14 protein-coding genes are annotated in these 13,285 nt (G+C 72.8%); 8 read left to right on the top strand and 6 right to left on the bottom strand.

Translation table 11 applies throughout. The annotated features are described in order from the left end of the window. Positions 1-51: 51 nt before the first annotated feature. Positions 52-411 carry a chorismate mutase gene (aroH, locus tag AB0J97_RS25565; RefSeq protein WP_357704530.1) on the top strand — a complete coding sequence of 120 codons (360 nt, stop codon included), beginning with the start codon at positions 52-54 and terminating at the stop codon, positions 409-411. 117 nt (positions 412-528) lie between these two features. Further along, a complete protein-coding gene (locus tag AB0J97_RS25560; RefSeq protein ID WP_357704532.1) occupies positions 529-1,623 on the top strand; it encodes a prephenate dehydrogenase in 1,095 nt (364 codons plus the stop codon). 40 nt (positions 1,624-1,663) lie between these two features. On the opposite strand, the gene AB0J97_RS25555 is transcribed toward AB0J97_RS25560, so the two are convergent. Continuing rightward, the gene (locus AB0J97_RS25555) at positions 1,664-2,518 is read right to left on the bottom strand and encodes a glycosyltransferase (RefSeq protein ID WP_364092582.1); all 855 of its coding nucleotides are present in this window, start codon (positions 2,516-2,518) and stop codon (positions 1,664-1,666) included. A 116-nt stretch (positions 2,519-2,634) separates the two neighbouring features. Between AB0J97_RS25555 and AB0J97_RS25550 the strand changes: the two genes are divergently transcribed. The 5 genes from AB0J97_RS25550 to aspS all read left to right on the top strand — a co-directional run bounded on the left by AB0J97_RS25550 (position 2,635) and on the right by aspS (position 8,286). Beyond that, entirely contained in the window at positions 2,635-3,240 is a 606-nt protein-coding gene (locus AB0J97_RS25550) for a TetR/AcrR family transcriptional regulator (protein ID WP_364092580.1), read from the top strand. Positions 3,241-3,253: 13 nt separating this feature from the next. After that, positions 3,254-4,615: a carotenoid oxygenase family protein gene (locus tag AB0J97_RS25545; protein ID WP_364092578.1), complete on the top strand. Its 1,362-nt coding sequence runs from the start codon at positions 3,254-3,256 to the stop codon at positions 4,613-4,615. Between the two features lie 54 nt (positions 4,616-4,669). Continuing rightward, on the top strand, positions 4,670-5,326 hold the full coding sequence (gene cmk, locus AB0J97_RS25540) for a (d)CMP kinase (RefSeq protein ID WP_364092577.1): 657 nt from the start codon (positions 4,670-4,672) through the stop codon (positions 5,324-5,326). Between the two features lie 36 nt (positions 5,327-5,362). Beyond that, the gene (der, locus tag AB0J97_RS25535; protein WP_364092575.1) at positions 5,363-6,754 is read left to right on the top strand and encodes a ribosome biogenesis GTPase Der; all 1,392 of its coding nucleotides are present in this window, start codon (positions 5,363-5,365) and stop codon (positions 6,752-6,754) included. A gap of 275 nt (positions 6,755-7,029) precedes the next feature. Further along, positions 7,030-8,286 (top strand): aspartate--tRNA(Asn) ligase, encoded by a 1,257-nt coding sequence (gene aspS, locus AB0J97_RS25530; protein WP_364092573.1) that lies wholly within the window; start codon positions 7,030-7,032, stop codon positions 8,284-8,286. 24 nt (positions 8,287-8,310) lie between these two features. Here aspS and AB0J97_RS25525 read toward each other — a convergent pair whose 3' ends face one another. From AB0J97_RS25525 to AB0J97_RS25515, 3 genes are read right to left on the bottom strand one after another with little or no spacing between them, the layout of a single operon-like run. Further along, positions 8,311-9,867 carry an MFS transporter gene (locus tag AB0J97_RS25525; RefSeq protein ID WP_364092571.1) on the bottom strand — a complete coding sequence of 519 codons (1,557 nt, stop codon included), beginning with the start codon at positions 9,865-9,867 and terminating at the stop codon, positions 8,311-8,313. Between the two features lie 5 nt (positions 9,868-9,872). Beyond that, complete coding sequence (locus AB0J97_RS25520) at positions 9,873-10,526, bottom strand: LppX_LprAFG lipoprotein (protein WP_364092568.1); 654 nt, start codon at positions 10,524-10,526, stop codon at positions 9,873-9,875. A 59-nt stretch (positions 10,527-10,585) separates the two neighbouring features. Continuing rightward, the gene (locus AB0J97_RS25515; RefSeq protein WP_357704549.1) at positions 10,586-11,044 is read right to left on the bottom strand and encodes a MarR family transcriptional regulator; all 459 of its coding nucleotides are present in this window, start codon (positions 11,042-11,044) and stop codon (positions 10,586-10,588) included. Between the two features lie 80 nt (positions 11,045-11,124). Between AB0J97_RS25515 and AB0J97_RS25510 the strand changes: the two genes are divergently transcribed. Next, positions 11,125-12,054, top strand: a complete 930-nt coding sequence (locus tag AB0J97_RS25510) for a cation diffusion facilitator family transporter (RefSeq protein ID WP_357704551.1) — start codon at positions 11,125-11,127, stop codon at positions 12,052-12,054. On the opposite strand, the gene AB0J97_RS25505 is transcribed toward AB0J97_RS25510, so the two are convergent. Both AB0J97_RS25505 and AB0J97_RS25500 read right to left on the bottom strand, forming a co-directional pair. Further along, positions 12,051-12,641: a 4'-phosphopantetheinyl transferase superfamily protein gene (locus tag AB0J97_RS25505; RefSeq protein ID WP_357704553.1), complete on the bottom strand. Its 591-nt coding sequence runs from the start codon at positions 12,639-12,641 to the stop codon at positions 12,051-12,053. The genes AB0J97_RS25510 and AB0J97_RS25505 overlap by 4 nt on opposite strands. Before the next feature lie 17 nt (positions 12,642-12,658). After that, positions 12,659-13,243 (bottom strand): hypothetical protein, encoded by a 585-nt coding sequence (locus AB0J97_RS25500; RefSeq protein ID WP_364092565.1) that lies wholly within the window; start codon positions 13,241-13,243, stop codon positions 12,659-12,661. Positions 13,244-13,285 lie beyond the last annotated feature (42 nt).

Genomic DNA, 13,285 nt, shown 5'->3' with positions numbered 1-13,285 from the left:
GCCCGTGCGTATCTCGCACGGGCTCTCCCGCTATGGAGGGGGAGAAGGCGCATGGTGCGGGCGATCCGCGGGGCGATCCAGCTGGACGCCGACGACCGTGACTCGATCATCCAGGGGACGACCGAGCTGGTCCAGGCGCTCATGGAGCGCAACAGCCTCACCACGGACGACGTGATCAGCGTGCTGTTCACCGCCACCCCCGACCTGACCGCCGAGTTCCCCGCCCTGGCGGCGCGCAAGCTGGGTTTCCACGACGTCCCGCTGATCTGCTGCACCGAGATCGACGTGCCGGGCGCGCTGCCCCGCGTGGTGCGCCTGATGGCCCATGTGGAGACCGACCGTCCGCGGGCAGAGATGCAGCATGTGTATCTGCGGGGCGCGGTCGCGCTGCGGCAGGACATCGCCCAGTAGGCGCGCCTGCCGCGAGCCGGATCGCCGTGCGGCGTCCGCCTGGCGGAGTCGTACGGCACCTGCCTGGCGGACACGACAGGCAACACTCTCACCAGCCCGATAAATCAGGACATCGATATGGCCTCGGAACTCCGTACCGTGCTCGTCGTCGGCACCGGTCTCATCGGCACCTCGGCGGCCCTGGCGCTGCGCAAGCACGACGTGCGCGTGCTGCTCGCCGACCGTGACGCGGCCGCCGTGCGGCTGGCCAGGGAGCTGGGCGCGGGCGAGGAGTGGGAGCCGGACCGGGCGCCCGCCGGGCAGGTGGACCTGGCGGTCATCGCGGTGCCCCCGGCCCACGTCGCCGACGAGCTGCTGAAGCTGCAGAAGCGCGGCGTGGCCCGGTTCTACACCGACGTCGCCAGCGTCAAGGCCGAGCCCATCAGTCAGGCCGCGCGGCTGGGCTGCGACCTGACGTCCTACGTCGCCTCCCACCCGCTGGCCGGGCGGGAGAAGTCCGGCCCGGGGGCGGCCAGGGCCGACCTGTTCCTCGGCCGGCCGTGGGCGTTGTGCCCGACCGGCGAGGCCGCGGCGGAGGCCAGGGCGGCGGTGCTGAGGCTGATCGAGCTGTGCGGGGCCAACCCCGTCGAGGTGGGCGCCGAGGAGCACGACCGCGCGGTCGCCGTCGTCTCGCACGCCCCCCACGTCGCCGCCTCGGCCGTGGCGGCCCGCCTGGCGGACGCCACCGAGGTCGCGCTCGGCCTGGCCGGGCAGGGGGTGCGCGACGTGACCAGGATCGCGGGCGGCGACCCCGGGCTCTGGCTCGGCATCCTGTCGGGCAACGCGACGCCGGTCGCCGAGGTGCTGGAGGCCGTCTCCCGCGACCTGGCCGAGGCCGCGACCGCGCTGCGCTCGCTGGCCGAGGGTGACGGCACCGCGAGCGGTGAACTGACCCATCTTCTGAAGCGCGGCGTCGCCGGGCACGGGCGCATCCCGGGCAAGCACGGCGGTCCCGCCCCGGCCTATGTGGTCGTCCAGGTGGTCATCGGTGACCGTCCCGGGCAGCTCGCGCGGCTGTTCCAGGTGTGCGACGAGGTCGGGGTCAACGTCGAGGACGTGCGGCTGGAGCACGCGCCGGGGCTGCCCCTGGGCATCGCCGAGCTGTGGGTCCAGCCGGACGCGGCCACGCCGCTCGCCGGAGCCCTGCGCGAACGCGGCTGGCAGGTCCCCTGATCAACGGACGCTGGGCACGACGGGCCGGCGCCGAGCCCCCTCAGTCGGCGGCCCGTTCCAGCCTGCGCCGGGCGCGTTCCACGGCGACCGGCAGGCCGCGCCGGGCGGCCAGGGCCCTGGGCAGCCGCCGTACGGCGGTGCGCAGCCCCCGGCGGCCCGCGGGACCGCCCAGCAGCGCCTGAAGGGACCGTCGGGCCACCACCGGCCACGGACGGCGCAGCACGGCGGTCAGCACGGCGTTGCGCGCCGCCAGCGCCTGCCTGCCGCGCGGGTCGCGGGAGGGTGACGGGTGGTGGTGGGCGACGACGTCCTCCACATAGGCCAGCCCCCAGCCGCGCGCGGCCAGGTCCACGGCCAGCCGTTCCTCCTCGCCGAAGAAGAAGATCACGTCGTCGAAGCCGCCGGCGTCCAGGAACGCCTCCTTGCGCACGACGGCCCCGCAGGCCAGGAAGCCGAGCACGCTGGGTCCGGGCAGGTCGTCCTCGACGCCGAGCGGGGAGTCGCGCATCGCCTCCGAGACGGGGTCCAGCCGCTCCTGCGGCCCGACCAGCACGCGCGCACCCAGCACCGCCAGGCGGGGATGGGCGTCCAGCACGTCGGCCGCCCGCTCCAGCGCGCCCGGCGCCCACCAGGAGTCGTCGTCGGCGAAGGCGACGTACGGGGTCTCGGCCAGTCGCACGCCGACGTTGCGCGCCGGCGCGCCGAGGTTGGCCCCCGCCTCGACCACGCGGACGTCGGGGAAGTGCTTGGCGACGAAACCGGCGGTCCCGTCGGTGGAGCCGTTGTCGACGAGGATCACCGGACTCGGGTGGCGGGGCAGCGTGCGGGCCAGCGAGCGGACCCGGTCCCTGGAGGCCACCACGACCGTGACCCGCGCTCGCTTCGTCTCCGTCACGCCGGACCTCTTACCTGGGCGGGCCCGCCTACTCCTCGCGGGAGGCATTGACGGTGGGCCGGGGGAGGCGTACAAAGGACGGTAACAGCGTTACCGACAAGAAACGGTGTTACTCAATGGCGGTCACCGCGTACCGGCAAGCCCAGCAGGAAGGCCAGAGCGTGGTCAGGTCGGCCATCCTCGACGCCGCGAAGAGCCTGCTCGTCGCCGAGGGCCCGGCGGCGCTCACCGTACGGCGCATCTCGGGCCAGGTCGGCTGCTCCACGAAGGTGATCTACACCCTCTTCGGCGGCAAGGACGGCCTCAGCGAGGCGTTGTGGCTGGAGGGCTTCGCCCGGCTGGAGGCGCGGCTGCTGGCCGTCCCCGCCCAGGAGGACCCGCTCCCGGCGCTGCACGCGGGCCTGGCGGCCTACCGCGAGTACGCGCTGGACGAGCCCGACTACTACCGGGTCATGTTCCAGAACGCGATGCACGGCTTCCAGCCCGGCCCCGACGCGGTCACCGCCGGGCGGCGGACGTTCGACATCCTGGTCGAGGCCGTGGCCGCCTGCCTGGAGGCCGGACGGCTGCGCGGGGCCGCCGCCGGCGAGATAGCCGACGTGCTGTGGATGGCGATCCACGGCGCCGTGAGCCTGGAGATCTCCGGCTTCTTCGACAGCGCCGAGGCCGGACAGCGCTTCCTGCTGCTCTGCACCTCCGTGCTCACGCCGTTCCAGACCTGAGAGGAAGCGCACGATGACCACCACCCCCTTCCGCAACGGCTTCGCACCCGCGACGGAGGAGATCACGGCCTTCGACCTGGAGGTCACCGGCCGCATCCCCGCCGAGCTCGACGGTCGCTACCTGCGCAACGGGCCCAACCCGCTCAGCCTCGACGACCCGTCCGCCACCCACCTGTTCATGGGCGAGGGCATGGTGCACGGCGTGCGGCTGCGCGGCGGGCGGGCCGAGTGGTACCGCAACCGGTGGGTGCGCAACGCCGAGGTCGCCCGGCGGCTGGGCGGGACGCCGGCGCCGGGCCCGGTGCACGCGGGCATGGACTTCGCGGCCAACACGCACGTCATCGGCATCGCCGGGCGCACGTTCGCGACCGTGGAGGCGGGCGGGCTGCCGTACGAGCTGAGCTACGAGCTCGACACGGTCGGCGCGTGCGACTTCGTCGGCGGCCTGCCCGGCGGGTACGCCGCCCACACCCACCTCGACCCGGTCACCGGCGAGCTGCACGCAATGGCCTACTTCGCCGGCTGGGACCACCACCAGCACATCGTGATCGACCCCAAGGGTGTGGTGGCCCAGGTCAGGGACGTCCCGGTCGCCGACCGCCCGATGCTGCACGACTTCGCGCTGACCCGCCGATTCGTCGTGATCTACGACCTGCCGGTCACGCTCAGCATGGCCCACGCCGAGCGCGGCGCGCCGCTCCCGTACGCGTGGGACGACGACCGCCCGGCCCGCCTCGGCCTGCTCTCGCGCGAGACCGGCGACGTGCGCTGGGTGGACATCGACCCGTGCTGGGTCTTCCACACGCTCAACGCCTACGACGACGGCGACGAGGTCGTGGTGGACGTCGTCCGCTACCCCAAGCGGTTCGTGGACGCCCGGCTCGACCTGGGCGGCGCGCCCACGCTCGACCGGTGGCGCGTCGACCCCGCCGCCGGCCGGGTCACCACCACCCGCCTGGACGACCGTCCGCAGGAGTTCCCGCGCATCGACGAGCGCCGCACCGGCAGCCCGTACCGCTACGGCTACACCTCGGCCGCCGCCGACCTGCACGACGTGATCTACCCGGCCGGCGCCGAGCTGGAGGACCTGCCCGACGAGGCGTTCGACAACACGCTCATCAAGCACGACCTGGAGCGCGGCACGCAGGAGTCGCGGCGGTTCGGGCGGGGCGCGTACGTGGGGGAGCCGGTGTTCGTGCCCTCCGGCGCCGCCGAGGACGACGGCTACCTGCTCACCTACGTCAACGACCCGGCCAGGGGAGCGGCCGACCTGGTGATCCTGTCGGCCCAGGACTTCACCGGCGAGCCGGTGGCCACCGTGCACCTGCCCGCCAGGGTCCCGCTCGGCTTCCACGGGAGCTGGATCGCGGACTGACCGGAGGCGGTAGCCTCTTCAGGTTGGGGAAACACACGTGAAGAGGGAGAGGCCGTGTCCGGTCTGGTCGTCGCCATGGACGGTCCTTCGGGGTCGGGCAAGTCGAGCGTGTCGCGCGGGGTCGCCCGTGCGCTGGGCCTGCGTTACCTCGACACCGGGGCCATGTACCGGGCGATGACGTGGTGGATGCTCCGGCAGGGCGTCGACCTGGCCGATCCCGAGGCGATCGCGGCCCGTTGCGGCGAGCCGTCCATCGTCTCCGGCACCGACCCCGAGGGCCCCACGATCCACGTCGACGGCGTCGACGTGGGCGCGCCCATCCGGGAGTCCGACGTGACCGGCGCGGTCTCGGCCGTCGCCGCCGTCCCCGAGGTGCGCAGGCTGCTGGTCGCGCTCCAGCGGGAGATCGCCGGCGCCGGTGACATCGTGGTCGAGGGCCGCGACATCGGCAAGGTCGTCTGCCCCGACGCGCCCGTCAAGGTCTACCTGACGGCCAGCGCCGAGGCCCGTGCCCGCCGCAGGAGCGCGGAGCTGACCGGCTCCACGGTGGAGGCGCAGCAGGCCGCCATGGAACGCCGTGACACCCTGGACTCGACACGTAAGACGGACCCACTCTCGATGGCGGATGGCGCCGTCGAGCTCGACACCACCGCGCTCAACCTCGAAGAGGTCATCGCGGAGGTGCTGAGGCTGGTCAAGGAGCGCACCTGACCTCCAGGTGCGGTACTCACCTAAGGATGAACAATCATGTCAACGGGGGATTGGGTCGAGGCTGACCTCGACGAGCTGGAAGTCACCGAGCACGGCGACACCACGCCTCTGCCGGTCGTCGCCATCGTGGGCCGCCCCAACGTGGGCAAGTCCACGCTGGTCAACCGCATCATCGGCCGCCGCGAGGCGGTCGTCGAAGACGTGCCGGGCGTCACCCGCGACCGCGTCACCTACGACGCCAACTGGCGCGGCCGCCGCTTCACCGTCGTCGACACCGGCGGCTGGGACCCTGACGCCACCGGGATGAACCTGCGCATCGCCGAGCAGGCCCAGGTCGCGGTCGAGCTGGCCGACGTGATCGTGTTCGTGGTCGACGCCACCGTGGGCGCGACCGACGCCGACGAGATCGTGGGCGCGGTGCTGCGCCAGTCGGGCAAGCCGGTGATCCTGGCCGCCAACAAGGTCGACAACCAGCAGCTAGAGCTGGAGGCCGCCGGGCTGTGGGCCCTCGGGCTCGGCGAGCCCTACCCGGTCTCCGCGCTGCACGGCCGCTCCAGCGGCGACCTGCTCGACGTGGTGCTCGACGCGCTGCCCGAGACGCCGCAGCTGACCTTCGGCGGCGAGCGCGGCCCGGCCCGCGTGGCACTGCTCGGCAAGCCCAACGTGGGCAAGTCCTCGCTGCTCAACAAGCTGGCGGGGGAGGAGCGGGTGCTGGTCGACCCGATGGCGGGCACCACCCGCGACCCGGTCGACGAGCTGATCGAGCTGGGCGGGCGCACCTGGCGTTTCGTCGACACCGCCGGCATCCGGCGGCGCGACCGCGAGCTGCAGGGGGCCGACTTCTACGCGGCCATGCGCACCCGCGCCGCCCTCGACCGCTCGGAGGTGGCGATCGTGCTGATCGACGCCAGCGAGCCGCTCACCGAGCAGGACCTGCGGATCATCGGCCTGGTGATCGAGTCCGGGCGGGCCATGGTGGTGGCGTTCAACAAGTGGGACCTCGTCGACGAGGACCGCCGCTACTACCTGGAGAAGGAGATCGACCGGCAGCTCGTGCGCACCCCGTGGGCGCTGCGGGTGAACATCTCCGCCAAGACCGGCCGCCACATGGACCGGCTGGTGCCCGCGCTGGAGAAGGCGCTCGACTCCTGGTCCACCCGGGTGCCGACGGCGCGGCTCAACGCGTTCCTGACCGAGCTGGTGCACGCGACGCCGCCGCCCGTCCGGGGTGGCAAGCAGCCGAAGATCCTGTTCGCCACGCAGGCGTCCGTCGAGCCGCCGAAGTTCGTGCTGTTCACCTCCGGCTGGCTGGAGGACACCTACCGGCGCTTCATCGAGCGACGCATCCGCGAGGAGTTCGGGTTCGCCGGGTCGCCGATCGACGTCACGATGAAGATCCGGGAGAAGCGTCCCAAGAAGGACAAGTAACGGCGTTGCCGTATGATCTACGGCAACGCGTGGACGGAGACGAGTAGCCAGCGGGCCGCACGGGCCCAGAGAGCCGCCGGGAGCTGTGAAGGCGGTCCCGTGTTCCGCTGGCGAAGACACTCCTGAGTGCGGGGAGGAAATGCCCCGCCGGCCTGACCCCCGTCATCGGGTCGTGGAGGCCGCCCCTTCGCGGGCGGCGAAAGTGCGGTGGCACCGGGAGCTCCCTTCTCCCCCGCACTCCCAAGGGGTCATGCATTTCCTGCAGAGGAGCTGTAATGATCTCTCGTGTCCTGTCGGCGTCGCTCGCTGAGCACGCCGGCCGACGAGTGACGATCGCCGGCTGGGTCCATCGCCGCCGGCACCTGAAATCCGTCTCCTTCCTGGTCGTACGCGACCGTGCCGGGCTGGCGCAGGTCGTCAGCGCGTCCGGGGAACTGCCGCCGGAGGAGAGCGTCGTCCGGGTCACCGGCACCGTGACCCCGGCCGGGCAGGCGCCGGGCGGGGTCGAGCTGACCGAGCCGGAGATCGAGGTCCTGGCCGAGCCCGCCCAGGCGCCGCCGTTCGACCTCTACCGGCCGGTCGTGGGCGCGACGCTGCCGACGGTCCTCGACCACGCGCCCGTCGCGCTGCGGCATCCGCTGCTGCGGGCGCCGCTGGAGATCTCGGCGGCGAGTGTGGCCGGGTTCCGCGAGGCGCTGGACGGGCTCGGGTTCACCGAGATCCACACGCCCAAGATCGTGGCCTCGGCCACCGAGTCCGGCGCGAACGTCTTCGGCATCGACTACTTCGGCCGTCGCGCCTACCTCGCGCAGTCGCCGCAGTTCTACAAGCAGACGATGGTCGGGGTGTTCGAGCGGGTCTACGAGGTCGGGCCGGTCTTCCGTGCCGAGCCGCACGACACCGTCCGCCACCTGGCCCAGTACACCAGCCTCGACGCCGAGCTGGGCTTCGTGGCCGACCACCGGGACGTGATGGCGGTGTTGCGGGAGGTCGTCGCGGGCATGGTCGAGTCGGTGCGCCGCCGGGCCGCGTCCGCCGTCGAGGTGGCCGGGGCCGTGCTGCCGGTCGTCCCGGCCGAGATCCCGTCCGTGCACTTCACCGAGGCCCAGCGGCTGACCGGCGAGGACGAGCCCGACCTGTCACCGGCCCAGGAACGGTGGTTGTCGGAGTGGGCGCTGCGCGAGCACGGGTCGGAGTTCCTGTTCGTCACCGGTTACCCGATGTCCAAGCGGCCCTTCTACACCCATCCCGACCCGGCCAGACCGGGCTACTCCAATGGCTTCGACCTGCTGTTCAGGGGCCTGGAGCTGGTGACCGGCGGCCAGCGGCTGCACCGGTACGAGGACTACGTCCAGGCCCTGGACGGGGACGTGGAGCCGTACGAGGGCTACCTCCAGGCGTTCCGGTACGGGATGCCGCCGCACGGCGGGTTCGCGCTCGGCCTGGAACGCTGGACGGCCCGGCTGACCGGCGCCGCCAACATCCGCCAGACCACCGCCTTCCCCCGCGACCTGCACCGCCTGTCACCCTGACCGGCGGCGCCACCTGATCCGCGGTCAATGTTCGGTGTCGGGGGCGGCGTCCGCGAGGGCGGGCGCCGCCTCCGGCAGGGCGCGGCGCGGCATGAGCAGCGCCACAGCCGCCCCCAGCAGGCAGACGAACGCCGTGAGCAGGAACATCTCGGTGTACTCGACGTGCAGGGCGGCGTCGATCTCGGCCAGGTAGTCGGCCAGCCGCCGCTGGTAGGTCTGCGCGTCGACGCCGAACGGCAGCGGCGTGTCCAGGTGGGCGGTCAGCGACTGGAACCGGTGGAACCCCCACGCCGACACGCCCGCCACACCGACGAGCATGCCCATCATCCTGGCCACCACGACCGCCGCCGAGGCGACGCCGTGCTGGACGGCCGGGCTCACCCGCAGGACCGCCGACGAGACCGGCGCGATCACCAGGCCGAGGCCGAGCCCCGCCACGACCAGGTCGGCGTCCACGGCCAGGCCCGCCCCGGCCAGGTCGAGCGGCCAGCGGCTCATCAGCCAGTATCCGGCCGCCGCGACCAGCAGGCCCGGCACGGCCACCGCGCGTTCGCCCACGCGCCGGGCCAGCACGCCGCCGAGCAGCGCGCCCACGGTCAGCGCGCCGAGGAATCTGGCCAGGACCAGCGCCGCGCCGAGGGCGTCCTGATCCAGCAGCGTCTGTGCGGCGAACTGCACGAACACCATCGTCACCAGCAGCGCCGCGCCCGTCAGGAAGCTCACGGCCAGCGTCGCCAGCAGCGGCGACTTGCGGGCGGCCGACAGGTCGAGCAGCCGGACCGGGGAGCGGATCTCCCACCAGACGAAGACGCCGCCCGCCACCGCGCCGCCCGCGATCAACGGCGGCCCCCACGGCGGCAGCACGGTCGTGGCCGGATCGGGGTTGTACAGGCCGACGACCAGGAGGGCCAGCGCCAGGGCCAGCAGCGCGCCGCCGACGACGTCGACGCGGGCCGTGCCGGAGGGCGGCCGGGCCGGGACCGTACGCTGCACGGCGACGGCGGCCAGGGCGGCGAGGGGCACGTTGACCCAGAAGATGGCGTGCCAGCCGCCCAGCTCCACGCCCGCCACGGCGACCGGCGGGACCAGCGCCAGCACGCCGCCGTACAGGGGGCCGAGGGCGCTGCCCAGCTCCTGCGCCGCGCCCACCGCGCCGAGCGCGAGCGGCCGGTCGCGCTCCTCCCACAGGTCGCCGATCAGCGCCATCGTGATCGGCAGCAGCGCCCCGCCCGCCACGCCCTGCACCGTACGGCCCGACACCACCATCGCCTCACCGGCCGCCAGCGCGGTCAGCACCGAGCCGAGCGCGAACGCCGCCAGGCAGGCGTGGATCAGCGGACGCCGGCCGTAACGGTCGGAGAGCTGGCCGAGCAGCGGCATCGCGGCGACGTACCCGAGCAGGAACCCGGTGACGACCGGCGTGACGCGTTCCAGGTGGTTCTGTGGCACGCCCACGTCATGGGCGATGTCCATCAGGACCGTCACGACCACGTAGGCGTCGAGCGCGGCCAGCAGCACCACGGCGCCGCCCGCGCCGAGCGCGACCCGGCGGGCGCGGTCGAGGGAGGTCGCCCGGCTCACCGTGCTCACCCGGAGGGGGGCGGCGTGATCGTGACCGGCGCGTCGTAGTCGCTGAACGTCACCGTGACCGTGCCGTTCTGCAGCGGCAGGTTCGCCTTGGTCAGCCTGCTGGTGGCCCGGTCGATCCAGACCTTGCCGTTGACGCCCTGCGTGACGCCCGGGACGATCTGCCCCACGACCTGCCCGGAGAACGTCGTCGCCACCCGGTACGAGCCGTCCTCCAGCGCCTCCACCTTGGGGTCGGTCGCCGAGGCGAGCAGTTGCGCGATGCCCTTGGCCGGGCTGAGGATCACCGACGGGTCGTAGAACTGGGCGAGCTGCTGCCTGGTCATCGTCTGGAAGCCGCCGGTCGGGCCCTTGAAGTGCACGGTGTCGCCGATCACCGCGAAGGTGATCTCCTGCAGCGTGCCCAGCACCTCCAGCGTGATCGTGCCGTCGGCGTCGCCGCCCGAGGTGAGCCTGCCGTCGGCCTTCTTGAGCGGCACCTGGGGCTTGCCCTCCGTGGCGATCGAGAAGCCGGCCGACTTGACGGCCTTCATGGCCTCCGAGGACTTCTTCATCAGGTCGGGCCCGGCGGGGAGCTCGTCACCCCCGCCGCCACCCACGGAGCAGGCCGGCATGAGCGCGAGCAAGACGACGATCAGCAGCTTTCGGAGCATGAGCGGATCGTAGCGACCGCCCGGGACGCCGGTGAGCCGTCGGCGATATCGGTTGAGTGTCAGCGCAGCTTCTTCAGATGGTCGACGATCGGCCCGAACGCCTGCTCCAGCCCTTCGAGCTGGTCGTCGGTGAGCCGGTCGACGAAATGCTCGCGCACGCTCGCGACGTGGTCGGGCGCCACCCGCTGGATCGTCTCCCAGCCCTCGTCGGTCAGGACGGCGAACGTGCCGCGCCGGTCGTCGCGGCAGTCCTCCCGGGTGACCAGCCCTTTGGCCTCCATGCGGGAGATCTGGTGCGACAACCTGCTGCGCGACTGGATCGTGGCGTCGGCCAGGTCGCTCATCCGCATCCGCCGCTCGGGGCTCTCGGACAGGTTGACCAGGATCTCGTAGTCGTTCAGCGAGAGCTGATGCTCCTGGAGCTCGCGGTCGAGGCGGTGCATGAGCAGCTTGTGCAGCGCGAGATGCGTACGCCAGGCACGCTGTTCGGAGGGGGAAAGCCAGCGGGGCGCGCTCATGATCCCCAATCTAGCGCACGCCCGTGGCGATGCGGCTACCTGCGGGGGGCCGCCGCGCGAGGCCGCCGTAGAGTGACCGGATGGGGCAGAAGTCGGGGGAGAGCCTGGTGACCGTGCTGGTCGCGGGCGCCGCGAACCTGACCATCGCCCTGGCCAAGCTCGTCGCCGGACTGATCGGCGGCTCGGCCGCGATGTTGTCGGAGGCGGCCCACTCGGCCGCCGACACCGTGACCGAGCTGCTGCTGCTGGTCTCCGTCCGCCGCGCGGGCAAACCGCCCGACCGGCGCCATCCCTTCGGCTACGGCAAGGCCGGGTTCTTCTGGGCGATGATGGCGGCCGTCGCGACGCTGGTCGGCGGCGCGGGGTTCTCCGTCACCCACGGGATCCACGAGATCAGCACCGGCGAGAAGCTGGGCAACCTCACGCCGTCCTACGTCGTGCTGGCCGTCTCGTTCGTGATCGAGGGCATCTCGTTCACGAAGGCGTACTCGCAGTTGCGGGCCGAGGCCGGCAGGTACAAGGTCCATCCGGCGCGGTTGGTGCGGATCACGTCCGACACCGCGCTGAAGGCCGTGCTGTTCGAGGACGCCGCCGCGCTGGTGGGCCTGGTGATCGCGGCACTCGGCCTGGTCGGCTCGCAGTGGTCGGGCTCGGCCCTGTGGGACGGCGCCGCCTCGGTCGCCATCGGCCTGCTCCTGCTGGTCGTGGCGCTCATCCTGATCCAGTCGAACCTGTCGCTGCTCATCGGCCAGGCCGCCCCCAGACAGATCGAGGTCGGCATCCGCGCGGTGCTGCTGGCCCAGCCCGAGGTGGAGGACGTGGTCGAGCTGCTGACGATGATGATCGGGCCGGGCTCCATCATGGTCGCCGCCAAGATCGACTTCCGGGACGACGCCAGCGCGGCGGGCGTGGAGATCGCCTGCGACGAGGTCGACCGGCGGCTGCGCGACCGCTTCCCGGGCGTCGACCTGGTCTTCCTCGACCCCACCCCCACCCGCCGCCAGCCCTAGAGCAGCGGGACGGGCACCCGTCCGGCGGGCGCGTCGGTGATCACGGCGACCCTGATGTCCGGATCGGCGCGCCATTCGAGCAGGTGGCGGCCCGGCGGGTCGCTCTCGGTGGTGCGCAGCTCGTCCAGGGTGAGCTCGCCGCGCTTGATCAGGGCTTCCTTGCGGGTCCAGTGGCGGATCAGGTCGTCGTTGCCGGTCACCAGGGCGCGTTCGGCGGGGGTGAGCGCGTGGTCGGCCAGGCCCTCGTTCAGCGGGCCCGGCGGCACGTGCTCGGCGTCCACGCCGACCCGGCCGGGGCCGGCCGCCGCGGCCACGTAGCCGCGGGTGTGGCTGAAGCTCACGCCCAGCTCGGGAGCCTCGCGCAGGGACGGCCTGCCGTGGCCGGGGCCGTGCACGTCGCAGTGTTGCAGCAGGGTCAGCCCATCCGGCGGCAGGTCGAGCACGGCCGCGGCGCACAGGCGTACGAGCAGGTGGGCCGCGACGAAACAGGCGCGGTCGGCCGGGAAGACGAACCGGTCGGCGCGCTCGCGCTCCGCCTCGGTCAGCCACGTCTCGGGGGCCCGCACCTCCTCGGGGCGGCCGCCCATCGCCAGGGGGACGATCGTCAGTCCTTCTTCCTCGCCGCGGGCCCGTACCGGTCCTGCGTGGCCGCGCCGAGCACGGTCACGTCCTGGACCTTCCAGGCGCCCTTCTGCTTCACAAGCGTGATCTTAAGGTGCGAATCGCGCGCCGTGCGAATCGCCCGCGCGGTGTTCACCTGCTGGTCCACGACGACGATGGCGTGGGCGGTGTGCTCGTCCACGTCGGCCAGGTACACCTGGCGCACCCTGGCCTGGGAGACGGCCCTGAGCTCGACGATCACCTGGGACATCGCGCCGCCGAACGCCGCGTCGTAGGTGGCCTGGAAGTCGCCCGTGGCCTGGGCGGACAGGGTCGAGCGGGTGCTGGCGAGGTCTTTGTAGTCGTAGCTGAGCAGGGCCCGGCCGAAGGCGCTCGCCGCGCCGGAGACGTCCAGGCGCTGGGCGCGCTCGCCCTCCAGGCGGGCCAGCGCGGCGCGGGCCCGGCCGGCGTCGATCAACGGCGGCGCCGCCGTGGCCGCGACCGCCGCCAGCGTCGCCGCCAGCGCCCCGAGCAGCCGCGCCCGCGTGACGCAGGCGGACGGGCCCACCCGCATGCGTGTACGCGCCATGGCCACCTGCTTCGCCGGGGTTTTCAGCAAGGGTACGAGACC

Source organism: Nonomuraea sp. NPDC049607 (assembly GCF_040675375.1).
Lineage (GTDB): Bacteria > Actinomycetota > Actinomycetes > Streptosporangiales > Streptosporangiaceae > Nonomuraea.
Note: the sequence above shows the minus strand (reverse complement) of the source record. Positions and strands in the feature narration are given on the sequence as shown.

Excerpts from the sequence above, each read along its gene's own strand:
- aroH (WP_357704530.1), top strand. The coding sequence starts at position 52 with ATGGTGCGGGCGATCCGCGGGGCGATCCAGCTGGACGCCGACGACCGT.
- AB0J97_RS25560 (WP_357704532.1), top strand. The coding sequence starts at position 529 with ATGGCCTCGGAACTCCGTACCGTGCTCGTCGTCGGCACCGGTCTCATC.
- AB0J97_RS25550 (WP_364092580.1), top strand. The coding sequence starts at position 2,635 with ATGGCGGTCACCGCGTACCGGCAAGCCCAGCAGGAAGGCCAGAGCGTG.
- AB0J97_RS25545 (WP_364092578.1), top strand. The coding sequence starts at position 3,254 with ATGACCACCACCCCCTTCCGCAACGGCTTCGCACCCGCGACGGAGGAG.
- der (WP_364092575.1), top strand. The coding sequence starts at position 5,363 with ATGTCAACGGGGGATTGGGTCGAGGCTGACCTCGACGAGCTGGAAGTC.
- aspS (WP_364092573.1), top strand. The coding sequence starts at position 7,030 with ATGATCTCTCGTGTCCTGTCGGCGTCGCTCGCTGAGCACGCCGGCCGA.
- AB0J97_RS25520 (WP_364092568.1), bottom strand. The coding sequence starts at position 10,526 with ATGCTCCGAAAGCTGCTGATCGTCGTCTTGCTCGCGCTCATGCCGGCC.
- AB0J97_RS25515 (WP_357704549.1), bottom strand. The coding sequence starts at position 11,044 with ATGAGCGCGCCCCGCTGGCTTTCCCCCTCCGAACAGCGTGCCTGGCGT.
- AB0J97_RS25510 (WP_357704551.1), top strand. The coding sequence starts at position 11,125 with ATGGGGCAGAAGTCGGGGGAGAGCCTGGTGACCGTGCTGGTCGCGGGC.
- AB0J97_RS25505 (WP_357704553.1), bottom strand. The coding sequence starts at position 12,641 with ATGGGCGGCCGCCCCGAGGAGGTGCGGGCCCCCGAGACGTGGCTGACC.
- AB0J97_RS25500 (WP_364092565.1), bottom strand. The coding sequence starts at position 13,243 with ATGGCGCGTACACGCATGCGGGTGGGCCCGTCCGCCTGCGTCACGCGG.